At 64.0% G+C, this 16,774-nt stretch carries 19 protein-coding genes; 6 read left to right on the top strand and 13 right to left on the bottom strand.

Annotation, left to right across the window (positions count from 1 at the left end; translation table 11 throughout):
* Positions 1 to 583 precede the first annotated feature (583 nt).
* Genes CP556_RS26575 through CP556_RS05385 form a run of 4 tightly spaced genes read right to left on the bottom strand, consistent with a single transcriptional unit; the run spans position 584 to position 3,971 of the window.
* On the bottom strand, positions 584 to 1,495 hold the full coding sequence (locus CP556_RS26575; protein WP_343124885.1) for a 5-formyltetrahydrofolate cyclo-ligase: 912 nt from the start codon (positions 1,493 to 1,495) through the stop codon (positions 584 to 586).
* Position 1,496: 1 nt separating this feature from the next.
* On the bottom strand, positions 1,497 to 2,147 hold the full coding sequence (locus CP556_RS05395; RefSeq protein ID WP_098724685.1) for a MogA/MoaB family molybdenum cofactor biosynthesis protein: 651 nt from the start codon (positions 2,145 to 2,147) through the stop codon (positions 1,497 to 1,499).
* Between the two features lie 43 nt (positions 2,148 to 2,190).
* Complete coding sequence (locus CP556_RS05390; protein WP_343124867.1) at positions 2,191 to 3,117, bottom strand: ABC transporter ATP-binding protein; 927 nt, start codon at positions 3,115 to 3,117, stop codon at positions 2,191 to 2,193.
* Positions 3,114 to 3,971 (bottom strand): ABC transporter permease, encoded by an 858-nt coding sequence (locus CP556_RS05385; protein WP_255291406.1) that lies wholly within the window; start codon positions 3,969 to 3,971, stop codon positions 3,114 to 3,116. Before CP556_RS05385 ends, CP556_RS05390 begins: the two co-directional genes overlap by 4 nt.
* A gap of 122 nt (positions 3,972 to 4,093) precedes the next feature.
* Here CP556_RS05385 and CP556_RS05380 point away from each other — a divergent pair, with 122 nt between their 5' ends.
* Together CP556_RS05380 and CP556_RS05375 are read left to right on the top strand one after the other, a co-directional pair.
* The gene (locus CP556_RS05380) at positions 4,094 to 5,119 is read left to right on the top strand and encodes a zinc-binding dehydrogenase (RefSeq protein WP_098724683.1); all 1,026 of its coding nucleotides are present in this window, start codon (positions 4,094 to 4,096) and stop codon (positions 5,117 to 5,119) included.
* Between the two features lie 107 nt (positions 5,120 to 5,226).
* A complete protein-coding gene (locus CP556_RS05375; protein ID WP_098724682.1) occupies positions 5,227 to 5,547 on the top strand; it encodes a DUF7977 family protein in 321 nt (106 codons plus the stop codon).
* Positions 5,548 to 5,608: 61 nt separating this feature from the next.
* Here the strand turns inward: CP556_RS05375 and CP556_RS05370 are convergent, their stop codons facing one another.
* Complete coding sequence (locus CP556_RS05370) at positions 5,609 to 5,926, bottom strand: DUF7853 family protein (RefSeq protein ID WP_098724681.1); 318 nt, start codon at positions 5,924 to 5,926, stop codon at positions 5,609 to 5,611.
* Between the two features lie 186 nt (positions 5,927 to 6,112).
* On the opposite strand from CP556_RS05370, the gene CP556_RS05365 reads away from it, so the two are divergent.
* From CP556_RS05365 to CP556_RS27220, 3 genes are all read left to right on the top strand, one after another.
* The gene (locus tag CP556_RS05365; protein ID WP_098724680.1) at positions 6,113 to 7,201 is read left to right on the top strand and encodes an alkaline phosphatase family protein; all 1,089 of its coding nucleotides are present in this window, start codon (positions 6,113 to 6,115) and stop codon (positions 7,199 to 7,201) included.
* The gene (locus CP556_RS05360; protein WP_098724679.1) at positions 7,201 to 7,932 is read left to right on the top strand and encodes a class I SAM-dependent methyltransferase; all 732 of its coding nucleotides are present in this window, start codon (positions 7,201 to 7,203) and stop codon (positions 7,930 to 7,932) included. The genes CP556_RS05365 and CP556_RS05360 overlap by 1 nt, the downstream gene beginning before the upstream one ends.
* Before the next feature lie 96 nt (positions 7,933 to 8,028).
* Positions 8,029 to 8,745 carry a DUF3800 domain-containing protein gene (locus CP556_RS27220; RefSeq protein WP_394340727.1) on the top strand — a complete coding sequence of 239 codons (717 nt, stop codon included), beginning with the start codon at positions 8,029 to 8,031 and terminating at the stop codon, positions 8,743 to 8,745.
* 275 nt (positions 8,746 to 9,020) lie between these two features.
* Here the strand turns inward: CP556_RS27220 and CP556_RS05350 are convergent, their stop codons facing one another.
* Entirely contained in the window at positions 9,021 to 9,452 is a 432-nt protein-coding gene (locus CP556_RS05350; RefSeq protein WP_098724677.1) for a PadR family transcriptional regulator, read from the bottom strand.
* A 306-nt stretch (positions 9,453 to 9,758) separates the two neighbouring features.
* Between CP556_RS05350 and CP556_RS26570 the strand changes: the two genes are divergently transcribed.
* Positions 9,759 to 9,950: a helix-turn-helix domain-containing protein gene (locus tag CP556_RS26570; protein ID WP_255291513.1), complete on the top strand. Its 192-nt coding sequence runs from the start codon at positions 9,759 to 9,761 to the stop codon at positions 9,948 to 9,950.
* A gap of 37 nt (positions 9,951 to 9,987) precedes the next feature.
* Here the strand turns inward: CP556_RS26570 and CP556_RS05340 are convergent, their stop codons facing one another.
* From CP556_RS05340 to CP556_RS05310, 7 genes are all read right to left on the bottom strand, one after another.
* On the bottom strand, positions 9,988 to 10,650 hold the full coding sequence (locus tag CP556_RS05340) for a hypothetical protein (protein ID WP_098724675.1): 663 nt from the start codon (positions 10,648 to 10,650) through the stop codon (positions 9,988 to 9,990).
* A 3-nt stretch (positions 10,651 to 10,653) separates the two neighbouring features.
* Positions 10,654 to 11,595, bottom strand: coding sequence for a hypothetical protein (locus CP556_RS05335; RefSeq protein ID WP_141551632.1), 942 nt, complete (start codon positions 11,593 to 11,595; stop codon positions 10,654 to 10,656).
* A gap of 188 nt (positions 11,596 to 11,783) precedes the next feature.
* Complete coding sequence (locus tag CP556_RS05330; RefSeq protein ID WP_098724673.1) at positions 11,784 to 12,842, bottom strand: glucosidase family protein; 1,059 nt, start codon at positions 12,840 to 12,842, stop codon at positions 11,784 to 11,786.
* The gene (locus tag CP556_RS05325) at positions 12,839 to 13,561 is read right to left on the bottom strand and encodes a class I SAM-dependent methyltransferase (protein ID WP_098724672.1); all 723 of its coding nucleotides are present in this window, start codon (positions 13,559 to 13,561) and stop codon (positions 12,839 to 12,841) included. Before CP556_RS05325 ends, CP556_RS05330 begins: the two co-directional genes overlap by 4 nt.
* Before the next feature lies 1 nt (position 13,562).
* The gene (locus CP556_RS05320) at positions 13,563 to 14,942 is read right to left on the bottom strand and encodes a glycosyltransferase family 4 protein (protein WP_176548129.1); all 1,380 of its coding nucleotides are present in this window, start codon (positions 14,940 to 14,942) and stop codon (positions 13,563 to 13,565) included.
* A gap of 201 nt (positions 14,943 to 15,143) precedes the next feature.
* Positions 15,144 to 15,704 carry an NUDIX hydrolase gene (locus CP556_RS05315; protein WP_098727292.1) on the bottom strand — a complete coding sequence of 187 codons (561 nt, stop codon included), beginning with the start codon at positions 15,702 to 15,704 and terminating at the stop codon, positions 15,144 to 15,146.
* 89 nt (positions 15,705 to 15,793) lie between these two features.
* Complete coding sequence (locus tag CP556_RS05310; protein ID WP_098724671.1) at positions 15,794 to 16,753, bottom strand: diacylglycerol/lipid kinase family protein; 960 nt, start codon at positions 16,751 to 16,753, stop codon at positions 15,794 to 15,796.
* Positions 16,754 to 16,774 lie beyond the last annotated feature (21 nt).

Genomic DNA, 16,774 nt, shown 5'->3' with positions numbered 1-16,774 from the left:
ACCGCGAGTCCGTTCACACATTCTGCCGATCGGTTTCGTACTGAGCTCCTGATCGACCGCCAGTCGCACCGCCGAACTGCTCACGGGCGGGCATCGACCGGGTAATCTCATCGTGAGAACTCCGCTTCGCTACAGCCGCCGTATGAACTGTCTCGAGGCGGATTTCGCCGGTATAAATTCGTATTGAATTCGGGGGAACTCGGCGTAAGATCGGTATACCATCACCGCCGTTCAAGTAGCAATCGCCAGTAGTCACGAGTGGAGGTCGACGGGCAGACCCCACCGATGGCACCCACCACCTGTACCCGCGACTTCCAGCAACCCCACCACAGCACCCTTCCCCACCACTGCCAACCGATTCTCGTTGACGCGGGCCCACCCCACCGGCTCGCGTCGCACCCTGCGATTCTGGCACTCGGGGCGCGGCGTTTTTCGCCGCGCTCCGGGGATGGACCGCTTCGCGATCGTTTTGTACCGATTGATCCCCTCTCTCGAGACCGTCGTGGTCGCCACGTTCCGCTCTCCTCGAACCGTCCGTCTGAAACCTGCATTTCAATGGTAGAATCGGTCGATGACGCGTCGGTTACGATGATTCGAGCCGCTTGAGGACCGGAATCTCCTCGAGTCGCTCGTTCGTGAGCAGGTTCCAGTCGATCCCCGCGGGTTGCTCGCTTTCGCTCTCGGGTCGCACCACCCGCTCGGGCGTGACGACGAGGTCCATCGCGACGTCGTGAGCCTCGATCGCGACGGCGTCGTCGATCACCTGCCGTTCGTGGACCGTCGTCGCCACCGGCGTCGACTCGTCGACCAGACCGAGTTCCCGGAGGACGGCGTACTCGAGGTCGCTGTAGCCCTCCCCTTTGCCGATTCGGCCACCCCCCTCGGGCTCGCGGCTATCGCCGTTGTCTCGCGGTGGTTCGGAAGCCGCTTTGCGGCTTCCGTCATCACGAGACGGCGGAGCCGTCTCGAACGACTTTGCCGCTCGACCGTCCGCGGAACTTCGTTCCGCGCTACTCGCTATTTCCGTGGATCCACGATCCACGCTCACTGCGACGCTCCCCGAGACGATCAGATCGACGCGGTCGACCGCTTCGGGGCCGACCTGCTCGCCGTGTTTCGACGAACCGGAGACGGTCGTCGCCGCGTCGTAGTCCTCGAGTTCGTCTGGATCGAGTTTCAGGAAACACCGCTCGTCCCGAAGTCGCGGCACGGCCATGTAGACCGTCTTTCCTTCGTGCAGCGCCCGCCGCCTCACGGGCAACTGCGGCGCGTCGGGATTGGCCTTGATCGTCGTCGCCCCCTTCCACTCCGGTTGCTCGGCCAGCCGGTCTGCAGCGTCGCTCGCCCCGGCGAAGTTCGGAATCCGGCCGTGGGGCGGGAACGGAAACCGGGCCTCGCCGCTCTCCTCGAGGTCGTCCCAGATTCGCTCGCGGACGGACGCCTTGTCGATGGCGTCGCTTCCTGTCCCGCCGCCATCGCGGTCGCCGGAGCCCACGTCAGGACCCCTCGTCCGTCGCTTCGTTCGGGACACTGGTATCCACCGTCTCGTCCGCGGTCTCTGATTCTTCTCCGGTGCCCGCCTCGTTCTCGGTGTCCGGATCCTCCTCGGTATCCGCCTCGCCCTCGGACTCCGGTTCCGGTTCGCGTGCGAGCTCGACGATCCCGGTCGCTTCCGGCAGGATGATCTCCGCGAGCGCGAGACGGGCCGCGTCGGGGTTGCCGGGGAGACAGAAGACCGGCGTCCCCTCGGCGATGCCGGCGAGGGTCCGCGCGGCGACGGCTTTCGTGCCGATCTGCTCGTAGGCCAACACGGTGAATAGCTCGCTGAACGTGGTCAGTTTCTTCTCGAGGAGCGGGTCGACGGCCTCGATGGTGATATCTTCCGGCTCGACGCCGGTCGCGCCGGCGGTGATGACGACTTCGACGTCGTCGCGGTCGATCAGCCGCGAGACGATCGACTGGACCCTGTCGTAGTCCGAGCCGACGTGTTCCCGGACCACGACCTCGTTGCCGTCGTCCTCGAGCGCCTCGCCGATGGCCTCACCGGCGTCGTCGGCCGCGAGGCTGCGATCCGAGGCGATCGTGACGACGCCGGTACAGAGCGTCCCGTCGCCGGGTTCGGTGGCGTCCGAGTCCGTCTCGTTCATACTGCGTCTTCGAAAGCCGGCGGGTAAAAACATCCGTCTCTGGTCATCGGTGATCGACGGAAGTCGATGTCGACGGACCGTTCGTGTAGTACGTGAAGAGGTCCGTGTCGGTCGGTTCGGCAATCGCGAGCGCCGTTCGGTCGATCCCCGATGTGGCCGCGAGTTCGTCGAGTATCCGTCCCGGAGTCTCTGCGACCGCGTCTTCGTATTGCGAGGGGACGAACCCGTGGATACTCCCGGCCACGGCGAACGGCTCGCCGTCGACGACCTCCGTGAGCGCGTTCGCGTTCGATGCTCCCGTCTCGAGGACGGGCGGCACCGACGCCAGCAGTTCCGCAGGTGTTCCAGTCGCGACGATCCGACCGTCCGCGAGGAAGGCGATTCGGTCGGCGATGTCGGCGGTCATCGGTCGGTGGCTGGCGACGACGATCGTCTTTCCCGCAGCCTGTTTCTCGCGGAACAGCTCGTGGATCGCCGGGATCGTCGCGAGATCGAGCGCCGCGGTCGGCTCGTCGAACAGGTACAGCGGGACGTCGATGCTGGCGGCGATGGCGAACTCGAGTTTCCGCACCATTCCGCCGGAGTAGTCCGCGACGGACTTGTCGAGGTCGTCGGAGAGACCGAGACGCTCGACGTGTGTGCGCCAGTCGTCCGTGAACGCCGGATGGAGCCGGCGGTAGAAGTGGATGGTTTCTCGACCGGTGAGTTTCTCGAGGGCGAGTGCGTCTTGCAGGAGAAAACTCGTCGTGTCCGCGCGAGCCGTCGCCGGCTCGCCGAAGACGTCGACGCTGCCCGCGGAGGGACGCTCGCTGCCGGCGAGACAGGAGAGCAACACCGATTTGCCGACTCCGTTCGGGCCCATCAAAACGAGGAGTTCGCCGTCCTCGACCGTGAGATCGACGTCCTCGAGGACGCCCTCCTCGCCGAAGGACTTGCGGACGCCGTCGACGGTCGCGACCGGATCGGTCACGGCCACCACCCCTGGTCGTAGAGCAGTCGATTCACGAGCATCGTTCCGGCGACGACTGCGAGGGCCGCATAGATGGCCAGTAACGCGAGGAACTCCGGCCCGGTCGGCATCGCAGGCGGTGCGATGCCGAGCCCCGTCCAGCTCTCGGCCGGGACGAGGTGAGCGATGAGCACTCGAGTCGGGAGCGTGTTCGGGAGATAGTTCAGCACCGGGCCGTCGATCACCGATTGCGCCGGAACGGCGCCGTTGAGCCCGGTCAGGGTGAACGTCGTGATGGCGACGAACGTGGTCGCCAGCGTTGCGACCTGTTTGTTCCCCGCGGCGATCACGAACGGGATGGCGACGACCATCCAGATCAGGCCGGTCAGCACGCCGGCGACCAGGACGATCGGTATTGATTCGGGACCGCGGAGACCGTAGGACGCGCCGGTGGCCAGCCCGGCGACCAGCGTCGCGGTGAACGCGCCCGCCGCGAGGACGAGCCCGGCGACCATTCGGCCGGTCAGTTCGGCCGACGGCGAGATGGGCATCGATCGATAGGCGACGTAGCGCCGGTCCTCGAGGTCGGTCGCGAGCTGGTTTCCGAAGACGAAGAGACAGACGAACATCGACCCGAGGACGCCGATTCCGATGGACGCGCTCGCATCGGCCGTGGCAGTCGTTCCGGCCCCCTGCACCGTCTGGAGCGAGTACATAATCGCGGGGAATGCGAGTACCCACAGCAGCATGATCCCGCTGTTTCGCACCTCCTGTAGATTCCGGCGAGTGAACGCGCCGGCCTGCTCGAGCCAGACGCGCCACTCTCCGCCCGACTCTCGTTCGGTCTTGGACACCGGCTCCGTTTCAGTTGCCATCGGTCTTCCGTTGTCTCGACACACCTCTGACAAATAATAGTTTATAGTACAACGTGATCGCGGCGAATACGGCATGCTGGTAGCCCAACTGTTATGGACGCCGTTTCCGTTGGTCCGCCTATATGCAGGCAGTCCAATTCGCGGACCACGGCGACAGGGGCGTCATCGAGTACGGCGAGTATCCCGATCCCGAGATCGATCGGGACGAGGTACTGGTCGACATCAAGGCGGCCGCGCTCAACCACCTGGACATCTGGACGCGACGGGGAATGCCGGGGATCGACCTCGAGATGCCACACATTCCGGGCAGCGACGGGGCCGGCGTCGTCGAGGACGTCGGCGAGGACGTAACTCGCTTCGAGGCGGGCGATCACGTCGCGCTCTCGGCCGGCGTCGGCGACCTGCGGATGGACGACCCGACGCTCGATCCGCGCTTTCACATCATCGGCGAGCACGTCACCGGCGTTCACTCCGAATACGCCGCGATTCCCGAGGATAACCTGATCCCCGTCCCCGACCACGTCGACTGGTCGGTCGCCGGCTCGAGCTCGCTGGTCTTCCAGACCGCCTGGCGGATGCTCATCGAACGCGCCGATCTCGAGGCCGGCGAGTCGGTGCTCGTGCTGGGTGCCAGCGGCGGGGTCGGCCACGCCGCGCTTCAGATCGCCGACTACGCGGGCGCGGAGGTGTACGCGACCGGTAGCACCGAAGAGAAACTCGACTACGCCCGCGAACACGGCGCGGACCACGTCTGCAACTACGAGGAGGAGGACTTCGCGGACTGGATCCTCGAGGAAACGGACCGCCGCGGCGTCGACGTCGTCGTCGAACACGTCGGCGCGCCGACGTGGCAGAACTCGCTGAAGAGCCTGACCAAGGGCGGGCGACTCGTCACCTGCGGGGGCACCGGCGGCGGCAACCCGGAGACGGACATTCCGCGTATCTTCTGGAATCAGCTGCAGATCATCGGTTCGACGATGGCCACGCCCGATCAGGTCGACGACGTGATGGAACTCGTCTGGGACGGCACGTTCGAGCCCGCCATCCGCGAGGAACTGCCGATGAGCGAGACCGCACGCGCCCACGAGATCATCGAGAACCGCGAAGGGTTCGGCAAGGTCGTCGTCCGGCCGGACAGCGAATTATAGTCGGAAGCGACTGACGCCCGACGAACCGTTCCCGTTTCCGATCGCTTCGGAGACGAGCGGCGGGGGAACCGTGAGTGCTTTCACTGCGCGCTCGAAACGAATCGATAGTGAGCTCGAGCGATGACGGCGGCTACGTCCACGATCCAGCGGCGGTCGACGCCGACGCGGACGGCGAACGGGGAGCCGACGGACCGGCCGATAGCGGGGACGATTACGAACCGGTACACCCCGCGACGGCCGACCGGGAGTTCGACTGGCGCGGCTGGACCCTCGTCGGCGTTATCGTCTTCGCGTTTCTCGCCGCTCCGACTCTGATCTACCTCGTCCCACCCGGTGCGGAGGGCTACCGGTTTGCGCTGTTGATCGTGCCCCTGGCACCCGCTATTTTGCTCGCGATTACGGCGGTCTGGGCGACGACGCGACCTTGAGAACGGCTGCCCGTGCGGGCTGTTCGACGACGAATCGCAGGACTACTGAAACGAAAACGGTCTAGACTTCGGCTTCGCAGACGACCTCGAGCCGGTCGAGAACGGTCGAGCCGTCGCTTACGTCCCGGTCGGGCGTCTCCTCGCGGTCGACGTACGTCGCCAGTTCGTCATAGAGGCGATCGGCCTGCGGGCCGGTGAGTCGTTCCGTGTCGCCGTCAGCCTCGAGCGTCTCGAGTAACTCGACGGTCCACTCGGGTGGCATCTCGTCTATCTCGAGGGCCTCGTTGAAGCGTTTCGAGAGGACGTGGTGGGCGACCCATTGCTCGTCTCGGGTGAGCGTGACTTCGTACGTCTCGGTTTCCGGTGGTGAGGAGCTCATATCGTCAGACGGGACCTGTGTTCGTGGTCCTCGATTTGGGCTACGAACAGGGATGTAATAAGCCTTGTTACCGCATGCCATAGTTGCGACGCGGCCGCGGTTTCGTTCGCTCCGTCCGAACGGTTCGTTTGGCGATCAAAAGCTACTAACAGAACCGTATCCACTCGACAGACAGGTGCAGTGGTAATGGATCTCGAGACGGTCTCCGAGCGGATCGCGACCGGTCGCATCGGACACGCGGTCTCGCGACTGGTCCCCGCAACTCCTATCTGGGAGCGAGAGTGGGACGTCTGCTGCGTGCTCGACGGCTGCCGCCTCGATCTCATGCGAGAACTGTCCGCGGCCGGCCACGACGCGCTGCCGGAGCCGGACGGGGTGGACTCGCTGTGGTCGGTCGGCTCCCAGTCCGCGGAGTGGATGGACCGGACCTTCGCGCCGCGGTACCGCGAGGAGATGGCCCGGACCGCCTACGTCACCGGCAACCCCTTTTCGTCGCAGTCCTGCGAGCACATCCTCGTGACGTCCGGCGATGTCCTGCCGCTCGAGGCCGACGATTTCGGCGTCTTTCACGAGGCCTGGCGCGACGAGTGGGTCGACGACGACATCTCGACGATCCCGCCCGCCCCCCTCACGGACGCCGCGATCGCGATCTGGCGCAACCGGGAGGCACTGGGGATCGACCGCGTGCTCGTCCACTACATGCAGCCCCACGCCCCCTTCCGGTCGGAGCCGGGGTGGTTCTTCGGCTCGGCCGACATCGAACACTGGGGGCAGTTCACCGACGGCGAGTCGTCCGCCGCGGACGACGACTTCGATCCCGACGACCTCTCGCCCGCGGAACGCGAGGCCCTCGAGGCGCTCGCCGAAGCCGAGGCCGAGAGCGACGACGAGACGGATTCGATGAACGATCCCTGGATGCGACTGCGCGACGGCGACTTTTCATTTGACGCGGTCTGGGCGGCCTACCGGGACAACCTCGAGTGGGTCCTCGACGACGTCTCTCGACTGCTCGCGAACTGCGACGGTCGGGTCGCGATGACCAGCGACCACGGGAACGGTCTCGGCGAGTTCGGCGTCTGGTCGCACCCGCCCGGGACGCCGGTCCCCGCGCTCCGACGGGTTCCCTGGGTCGTCCGCGAGGGACAGGATCGGGAGACCTGCGATCCCCCACTTCCCGCGGGAATTCGCGAGGGCGGGGCCAGCGGTGCGGAGGATGCGGACGGTGGGGATAGCGAGGAGATCGAATCGCGCCTCGAGGCGCTGGGCTACCGGTAATGGCCCCGAACACGCTCAGGGACGCGATCTACGCCGTCCGGAAGGCCCGACTGGGACTCGAGCGTCGGCGACTCGACTACGGCGCGGAGACCCGCGAGCGGGCCGACCGGCTGGCCGCGGTGCTCCCCGCCTCGGCGGCCGAACTGCGCGAGTACGAGCGCGAGTACGAGGCTCTCGAGTGGTTCCACGACAGCTACGCGGACCGCGTGGCGGAGATCCACGAGGCCGGCGTGGCCACCGACACGACCCACTGGCGCGACGGGGTGACGCTCTACGTCGTCTGTCGCGCGCTCGAGGTCGAGACCGTCGTGGAAACGGGGGTGCTGTTCGGCTCGTTCGACGCGCACATTTTGGCGGCGATGTGCGAGAACGGCGGCGGAACCCTGCACGCGGTCGACCTGCCCGGCGGGCCGCCGGGGCCGTTCGAGTACGGCCACCTGATCCCGGATCGGTGTCGCGACCGGTGGGAACTCCATCGGGGCGATGCGCGGGACGTTTTGCCCGGGCTGCTCGAGCGCGTCGGCCCCCTGGACCTGTTTCTTCATGACTCGGACCACCGGCTGCCCCATATGCGATTCGAGTACGAGGCGGCGCTGGACCACCTCGAGCCGGGCGGGGTCCTGGCGAGTCACGACGTGCGGCTCTCGAGGCTGTTCGATCGGGTTACCGAGGAAAACGGGTTGGACGCGTGCGTGGTCTGCGATACGGGGGTCGGGCGGCAATCACGATAGTGTTCGTGTCGAACGATCGCTTCCAACTCGACGAGGGAAGCGGTGATCCGATCAATAGGATCGCCTGTTTCGACTTCATGTAGGAACAACTAAGAGTTGCGAACACGGACTCGACAATCACCGTTGAGCGACCTGTACGTTTTCGTTGACGAAAGCGGTAATCACACGCGGCGAGATTGTTACGTCGTGGCTGGCTGTTGGTGTCTCTCCGAAAGCAGTGACTTGGGCCGGATACTGCGGCCGACGAAAAACCGGATTTCGGACAATGTCGTCTTCGACAGCGATGGTCCGTCACCCGGTCGGGAACTGAAGGGGGCAATGCTTGACGAATCGACGCTCAACTCTACGTTCGCGTACATGCGGAATATCTTCGATCAGGATCAAACGATCGACACGCAAGACTACCCGTGGACGGATTTTCCCGTTGCGTATACGATCTACGACTCCGATAGCGACATCGGACGAGGTCTCGCACAACAGTATTTTGGTCAGGGCCGATCGCAGACACCTGCGCAACTCATCGGACTCTCTTCGATCATCAGTCCCGTACTGCGACTCGGCGATCAGATCTCAGCTTCCATAGAACGATATCGGAGAGTACTAGACGCTGAGACGTGGGTTCGGCCACGATCTCAACTCGAGAGCATCGTTCAGTCCTTAGATTGGGTTCCCGCCGTCGACTTCACGATTAGAGACAGCGAGCAAACGCCCGGCATTCAGCTCGCAGATATCGCTGCGTACTCGCGTCGAAAGCGGCTGCAAGATGGGGATTGCCACGAAGCGATGCGATATCTACACAAGCTCCTCCTGTAGGGATGGTTCTCGAGCATTCGAGAGGAAGTTAGGGACGAACCGAAGAAACAGGCAGTGATCTATGCGTTGGGATCTTCGGCTCCTCCCTGTAAGACAATTGCTTCTATCTCTGGGAGCTAATTAAGTCTTTTGTGAAGACGGCCGTGGACGGCGTACAGCGCCGCCTGAGTGCTGAACGGTGACAGTATTCTGCCGGCGAGGCTTGGATAGTTGGGAGGTCATCATTCGGTTGCTCGAGTGCAACGCACCCAGCGGAATCCTGTTTCGAGCCCGGGTCAGCGGTTCCTGTCGCCGACTTCTCGAGCGGGCGCGCCGGAGTCAACACAGTCGCGGAGGTCACAGAGCACGGCGAGGCGTTCGGCGCGCTGGATGAGCAGCGCGTGCCCGGCACCCGTGAGCCGGTAGGCGCTCACCCGATCGTCGGGATCGTCGCGTTCGGCGAGGAGGTCGCGCCCGACGAGCGCGCGCAGGTTCGGCTCGAGCCGGGCGCGGCTGACCGTGGGATACCGGCGCTCGAGGGTCCAGGTGATCCCCGAGGGGTAACAGGGCTTGCCGTCGCGCTCGCGGCGGGCGACGGCCTCGAGACAGTCGCGCTGGAAGGCGGTGAGTTCGATCCACGCGCGTCGGCCGTCCTTCGGCGGGTAGTCAGGGGGTGATGCGTCCGCTCGAGCGGGGCTTTCAAGGCCCCGCGAATCGTGGTCGGGCATGGCTTTCTGCGAGGTACGGAAGCCACGCGGGCCGGTGGTAGGGCACCGGGTCCGCGTTTTCTCTCGAGGACCGATTCGGGTAGTTGTGGGTCCGTCTGGCCTCCGTAAGGTGCACTGATGATCCGTTCTGACTTAAAATTTGATCCTCTATAGTATCATACATTCACTGTAGCGCATCAACCTCAGTGAGAGCACCCCCAGTTATAGCGGCACATGGCGATTCGCTACTGAATGCGCCCGCTGGTATCGTGGATGACGAAATCCGATCCCGCATTGCTCGAGTTCTTCGAGGAAACGGGAATAGCGATGCCGCCAGCGGTGGTTTCGTACAACATTGACGGCGTCTCCCATCCAACAGTCAAGCGCCGTCTTCCGGTCTTGGAAGATCATGGACTTCTCCGAAAAGTCGACGATGATCGGGGCTATTACCGAATTACGGATCGAGGTCGTGCCTATCTCGAGGGGGAATTAGAGAGTGATGATCTCGAATCATCATAACGAACTCGTACTCACATCCCTCAAAGATCTATTTCTCTCATGATCTGACTGCTAGGGAAACGACATCCTCAAGCGCTGTCTGGCCAAGTATGAGTTCTCGATATCCTTCGTCAACCAGATCACGAGGATTGACTGTCGCTAGTTCTGTAATCTCTCCTGTTTGCTCAACGACATCGTGTGCGTCAAGACAGATCCGACGGTCGTCCCAGGGAACCTCGGAAAGTGATTCATCGATTTCGGAGTAATCGTTTTCACGGCTCCAAATCTCGGTTCTTGCTAGCAGCCACTGCCGGTTTTCGATGGCATTCTGTTCGATGTCACGTGCAAGCTCTCTGAGTCGCTTAATCAGTTCTTCAACCTGAATGAAATTTGGCAGCTGGTTTCGATAAAACTCGTGGAGTGACGTACTAGCGTTGTTATTTCCACTAACCATATTTTGGCGAATTTGTGAAGTATCCATGGAATCCAGTTGCCCTTCGTAATCGGAGTTCTGGAGTTGGAAAATATGATCGCGAATCGCGTCTGCAATCTCCTCAGCGAGATCAGGTTCTCTGTTCAGGTATTCATCCTCAACATGGTCGGAGATATACAACGAGAATCCGTTTTCCTCTAGATATTCTCTGCACCGGTAATGGTGTGTATCGTCCCGAAAACAGTAGCCGAGAGCGACACCTGTATCAAGAAACGAGGCATCAGTCATCGATTAGTAGGACCGAAGCCGTTCGATTTGTTCTTCAATAGTACGAGAGTATGCGCGTGAAACCCCGTCCAGTTCGGTGCTTCGAGAACGATTACCGAGTAGCTCTCGTCTCGTTTCCCGGACATTGTTTGTGAAATCCGACTTCACATCAGCTGCATCTTCCTCCCAATCAGCCAGTCGACTGTCGGAAATGTGTTGGTTGTAGTCGAATCGAAGTACAACTCTACTGAGGGCGAAAATGAAGTCGTCGAGGAATTCTGCGATTCGACTATATTGGACAGATTGATCGAGCATGAGTCGGACCGTGTCATCCCATCGGAGATAGAGCGCCTTCATTTCCTCATGACGCCCTTCATCTTCAGGGTATGCCTCCACCATTGTATCCAGTTTCTGTCGGAGGTACTCCTCGTTCGATTCCACCGTTTCCTCGGTTCCTCCTTCGGTAAAGTTCTCCAGACGTTGCTGGCTTCCGAGATCAATTGTGCTTAGTAGCCAGCGTAGTTCACTGTACTCCTGAATGAAACTGTTCTCAGCGTGTTCCTCGTACTGATGTTGCTTAATTGCCTCGACGTTCTCCCTTCCAAACTCTCGTACAGTCCACTCTACAGAGTCAGTAATCAGTTCGAGACCCTCTTTGGATACGCCAAATGCCTCTATGTCCAGTGATTTTGGGATATATTGTTGGCCATCCCAGCCCATTGCTTGTGGTGCATTATAGAACCGCCCGGAGAATTCGTGCTCATTCGTGAGTTCTCCGTACATATACCAGTAGCGGGCAAGTCCAACATCATATTCGTGTGTCTCGAGGAGGTTTCGATCGGCGACACAACAAAGTTTGAGAAACTTCGAGCGAGAAATCTGGTCGTCGCTCTGGTCTTTTAGTTCCCGGAGCAGATGCCAGCCTAAGAACTCTGGTTCACCGAACTCCGGTTCCTCCTCAGACATCGTATTCATCCAGCGCTTCGAAAGGGCTGCAGTTAATGTTTCCCCTATTATGCAGCCATCTTGAATAGGATTAATGAGGGAACAAAATTCAGCATCAGCCACTACTGACAGACATTCATTAAGATCCCCCTATCGTAGTCCTATTCCTGATTGTTCGGACAAATCAGGATACATCCGCCCAAATCAGTTCATTCGGAGACCGGATCGGTAAACAGATCCGCCGCCCCCGACACCCCCGACAACGCATCGGCTGCCAGCACCGCCGCCCCGCAGGTCCACGTCGGCCGCTCGCCCGGCCAGAACTCTTCGTCTTCGAACTGATACCCCGTCCAGAAGATTCCCTCGTCGTCGGTCCACTGAAAGAGCCACTCGAGGATCTCACGCGCGCGCTCCGTCCGCCCGACCGCGGCCAGCGAGACCACGAGTTCGCAGGACTCGGCGACCGTCACCCACGGTTCGTCGGAGACGCACCGACAGCCCAGCCCCACCTCGAGAAAGCGATCCATCCCTTCCTCGAGCCGATCCCGCGCCGAATCGCCGGTCATCACGCCACAGAGGACGGGGTAGAACCAGTCCATCGCGTAGCGGGACTTGCTCTCCCAGGTGCGGTCGAACCGGTCGGGCCGCGAGCGGATCGCCTCGCCGAGGTGGGTTCGAGCCTCGAGCCACCGGTCGCGGCGCTCCTCGTGACCGAGTTCGCCAGCGATCGCCGCGCCGCAGGCCAGGCTCTTGTAGATCGAGGCGCAGCCGGAGATCAGCGCGTCCTCGTAGACCTCGCCGTCCGCGCCGACGGTCCAGTAGACCTCGCCGGTCGGGGCCTGCCGGTCGCACGCGAACTCCAGCGCGTCTCGGACGGTCGGCCAGAGTTCCTCGAGGAACTCCCGATCCCCGGTACAGAGATAGTGGTGCCAGGCGCCGACGGCGACGTACGCGCTGCGGTGGGTCTCCTTGCGCGGCTCGTCGCCGGCGTGGGCACCGTCGTCACCCTCGTCGGGCTCGCCGTAGGTCGCCCAGAGCGCGCCGTCGTCGTGCTGGGCGTCGGCCACCCAGCGGTACGCCCGGCGAGCGGCCTCGTGGCGGCCGCCGACGGAGAGCCCCATCGCGCTCTCGACGTGATCCCAGGGGTCGGCCGGGCCGTCGGGATACCAGAGGATGAGCCCGTCCGGCCGCTGCACGCGCTCGATGTAGTCCACCGCGGGCTCGAGTCCCCAGTCGGCCAGCGACTCCCCCGACGACAGGTTGCTCACGACCGCCCCTCCAGCTCGAAGTAGTAGACGACGCTCTTGCCGAGCACGGGATCGAGCGCTTCCTCGAGCAGGCGGACCGGCCGCGGCGATTCCATGACGTCCCACTCGAGGAAGCGGTCGTAAGCCCGCAGGGGCAGCGGCGGCTCGCCCCGCTCGTCGCGCTCGCGCCAGAGACACTTGAGCCACCAGTAGGGGGCGTGCAGCGCGTGGGCGAAGTGGCCGTCGACGCGCCGGAACCCGCGGCGCTCGATGGCCGCCCGTAGCTCCTCGCGATCGAAGATGCGGACGTGCCCGCCCTCGACGTTGTGGTAGTCGTCCGAGAGGGCCCAGCAGACGCGTTCGGGACCCGCTCGAGGGACGCTCACCGCGAGCGTCCCTCCCGGCGCGCAGACCCGCCGGAGCTCGTCCACCGCCGCCTCGTAGTCGGGGATGTGCTCGAGCACTTCGGTACAGCAGACGACGTCGAACGCGCCGTCCTCGAAGGGCAGTCTGAGCGCGTCCCCCGAGAGAAAGGTGACCGGCACGTCGGATAGTTCGGCGATGTACTCCCCGTAATCGTCCCGTGCGGCCGCCAGGCTCTCCCGCTCGAGGTCGAGCCCCACGACTTCCGCGACGTTCTCGAGGGCGGCGGCGTGAACGTGTCTGCCCTCGCCGCAGCCGACGTCGAGGACGCGCATCCCCGGCGTCAACGTCATACGATCAAAATCGATCGTCTCCATCTCAGTCCCCCTGTTCGCGCGTCTCGATAGCGTTGCGGTACGTCTGTACGGTCTCCCGGGCGGCCCGATCCCAGTCGAACTCCGCGACGATTCGCTCTCGTCCCCGCTCGCCGAGCGTACGCCGGCGGTCGTCGTCCTCGAGCAGGTCGCGAACGGCCCCGGCCAGCGCCTCCGAGTCGCCCGGTTCGACGAGGACGCCGGCGTCGCCGACCACTTCGGGAAGCCCTCCGCCGGTGGTCGCGACGACCGGGACGCCACAGGCCAGCGCCTCGCCGGCCGGGAGGCCGAATCCCTCGTAGATCGAGGGGACCACGGCGACGTCGGCGCTCCCGTAGAGTTCGACCATCCGCTCGTAGCTGATCTCGCTGTGGGTTTCGATCGCGTCCGCGAGCCCCAGTTCCGAGACGAGCCGCTCGCAGTCGCCCCCCTCGTCGAACTCGCCGACGACGACGAGCTCGGCGTCGATCGTCTCGCGGACGGCCGCGAACGCCTCGAGCAAGTGCCGGGTCCCCTTCAGGGGAACGTCGGCGCTGACGGTCGTCATCACGCGCGGGCGGTCGGGCTCGGAATCGGGAGCCCGATCGACGGGTTCGAACAGCTCGGTGTCGATGCCGTTGTGGACGACGCGGATCGACTCGGGATCGGCGCCGAAGTCGGTGACGGTGCGGTGCTTGGCCGACTCGGAGACGGTCAGGACGTGTGGCAGGTCCCGGACGACATCGCGTTGCATCCGAAGGAAGCTGTACCACCGGCGGATCAACAGCCGCTCGGTCCAGTCGTCCGCCGCCTCGAGGGCGGCGTCTCGGTCGACGGTAATCGGGTGGTGGACGGTCGCCACGACGGGGTGGCCCCGCTCGCGGAGCGCGTGGAGCCCGTGACAGAGCGACTGGTTGTCGTGGACGACGTCGTATGCGGGCTGGTGTTCCTCGAAGTAATCGACGACCTGCCGGCCGAAGACGTAGGGGTCCGGAAAGCCGCCGGTGAGCGCGCTCAGCCACTCGTAGAGCGCGAGCGGATCGCGGAGGTACGACGGCTCGAACTGGCCGAGTCGGTCGAGTTCGTCGACGATGTTCTCGCCGGGCAGTTTCACCAGCCCGACGTCGTCGTCGAGGTCCGGATAGGGCTTGCCCGAGAGCACGTCGACCGAGTGACCGAGATCGGTCAGCGCTCGGCTGAGATACTTCACGTAGACTCCCTGTCCCCCGGAGTACGGGTTCGAACGGTAGCTCAACAGACAGATATCGAGTGGCTCGTCGGTCGCGGCGGTCGACTCGAGCGACGGCTCGGAGTCGGTCGTTCCCGCAGCCGTCGCCCCCCCTGCCGACGCGGACGACGTGATAACGCTCCCCCGAAGAAGCCGTCTGAACGTGCCAATGACCATCGCAGTCTATCCTGCATGTGTGGACACTCCCTCATAAACCTCCCGCTCGTGTACTGTTTCTTGACAGTGTTCAGTCCGGAGACGCGACTGCATCGAGGGCGGTCGTCGAGCGGGGACCGGTCGGCGGGAACCTCGAGCGATCGACACGCGGTCCGACCACCGACGGCGCGGAACCGCTGTGATCGGGACGGATCGATCCCCCTATCGCACGTCCCGGCGCATCGCGATCTCGAACCACGGGCAGAGTCGGAGCTGTCGGTACCACTCCGGATTCGAGTGAAGTCGCTCGTAGGGAACCCACATCAGGCCGGCGACCTCCTCCTCGTCGGGATCGAGCGTTCGATCGGTCAGCGTCACCTGCAGGACGGCACAGACCTCGTGCTCGACGCCCGCGTTCTCGAAGTAGCGCTTGTACTCGAAGCGGTCGGTCAGTCGCAGGTCGTCGTACTGGTCGGGGGAAATCCCCAGTTCCTCCTCGAGGCGCTGGCGGGTCGCTTCCTTCTGGCTCTGGCCCTCGACGGGATGGGAGGCGACGGTGCCGTCCCAGTAGGTGCCCCAGAGGCGTTTGTCCGGCGCTCGCTGGGCGAGCAAGACGTTCCCCTCCCCGTCGAAGACGAGCGAGGTGAACGCTCGGTGTCGAATCCCGTCGCCGGTGTGGGCGTCGAGTCGGTTGACTAGTTCGAGTTCGGTGTCGTCGGCGTCGACGGCGATCACGTCCTGTCCCGCGTTCTCGTGTTGCAGGTCCTCGTCCGGCGTGCTCATACCCGCACAATTACGACGGTTCGTGAAACCAGTATCGTCTCGTCTCGGCCGTTTCGAATCGATACCGTCGGTCACCGATCCGTCCTCGGTCACCGATCAGTCCCCGTCTCGAGCGGCCACAACTCCCCCTCGTCCGGATCCGGCTGATAGCCGTCCCCGACGGGAATCGTGAGCGCCTTCGGTTCGGTCCCCAGCCGCAGGCGCTCGGTCTCGAGCATCTCGCCGTCGAGACTGTACTCGACGGAGTCTCCGCGGCTCTCGATCGTCAGCGACGGCGTTCGACGGCGGACGATATGCGCGCTGTCCCGGTCGAACAACCCTTCGAGGGCCGCGCCGCCGAGCAGGTTCGTCGTCGCGGCGTCTTCGACGATCGTGACCTCGAGCAGGCCGTCCTCGACGTCGGCCTGTGCGGTCCGCGCGCCGGTGAACCGCCGACAGTTTCCGATGAGGACGAACAGCGCGTCGCCCTCCCACGCCCGCGCCGCCTCGCCGTTCGGGCCCGCGGCCGTCTCCGCTCGCAGCGGGAGCGAGTCGAACTCGCCGACCGTCTCGAGGGTGTTCTTCACGTACGCGAGCACGCCCAGCTCCGCCTTGCTCTCCGTCGTCGTCTCGCTGCTCGCCTCGGCGGTGATCCCGCCGACGCAGGAGTTGACGAAGACCCGATCGTTCGCCGTCGCGACGTCGATCGACCGCCGGCGACCGTCTTCGATCACCGTAAACGCGTGCTCGAGCCCCCGAACGCCGATGTTCGCCGCGAAGTTGTTCCCCGTCCCCGCCGGGACGACGGCGACGGTCGTCGTCTCGAGGGCGTCCGCCGCTGCCACACCGTTGACGACGGCGTTGAGCGTGCCGTCACCGCCGGCCGCGGCGACGAGGTCGGCGTCGGGCGCACCCTCTCGAGCGAACCGTTTCGCGTCGCCGGCCTCCTCGGTCTTTCGAATCTCGAACCCGTGGTCGGCCGCGAGTTCGACGACGTCGTCGACGTGATCCCCCGATCCGCTGACGGGGTTGCAGACGAGAACGCGATCGCTCGCCTCGTCGGATACCATACTGCAGTGCATGCCGGCCGC

Origin of the sequence: Natrinema sp. CBA1119 (assembly GCF_002572525.1) — an archaeon.
Classification (GTDB): Archaea; Halobacteriota; Halobacteria; order Halobacteriales; family Natrialbaceae; genus Natrinema.
This window is presented reverse-complemented; position numbering and strand designations above follow the sequence as displayed.